Source organism: Lysinibacillus sp. NPDC056232 (genome assembly GCF_042267565.1).
Classification (GTDB): Bacteria; Bacillota; Bacilli; order Bacillales_A; family Planococcaceae; genus Lysinibacillus.
In genome coordinates this window covers 177,918-178,232 of sequence record NZ_JBHJTF010000004.1, presented here as the reverse complement: position 1 = coordinate 178,232, position 315 = coordinate 177,918, and positions in this window count along the sequence as shown.

Genomic DNA, 315 nt, shown 5'->3' with positions numbered 1-315 from the left:
AGTGGGAGGACCTGACGCTTCTCTTTTGATACAGATAAATTACTGCCCGTTAATACGGGATAAAGTGAAACTTTAATCAGAGGGGGTTTTCTCCACCCCCCTCTGATTATTAGTCTTCACCAATCGGGTTTTTACGGGCAGTTAGCCTCTCCTAATTTCTTTGCTCTCATTGAATTCAAAGTGGGAGGACCTGACGCTTCTCTTTTGATACAGATAAATTACTGCCCGTTAATACGGGATAAAGTGAAACTTTAATCAGAGGGGGTTTTCTCCACCCCCCTCTGATTATTAGTCTTCACCAATCGGGCTTTTACG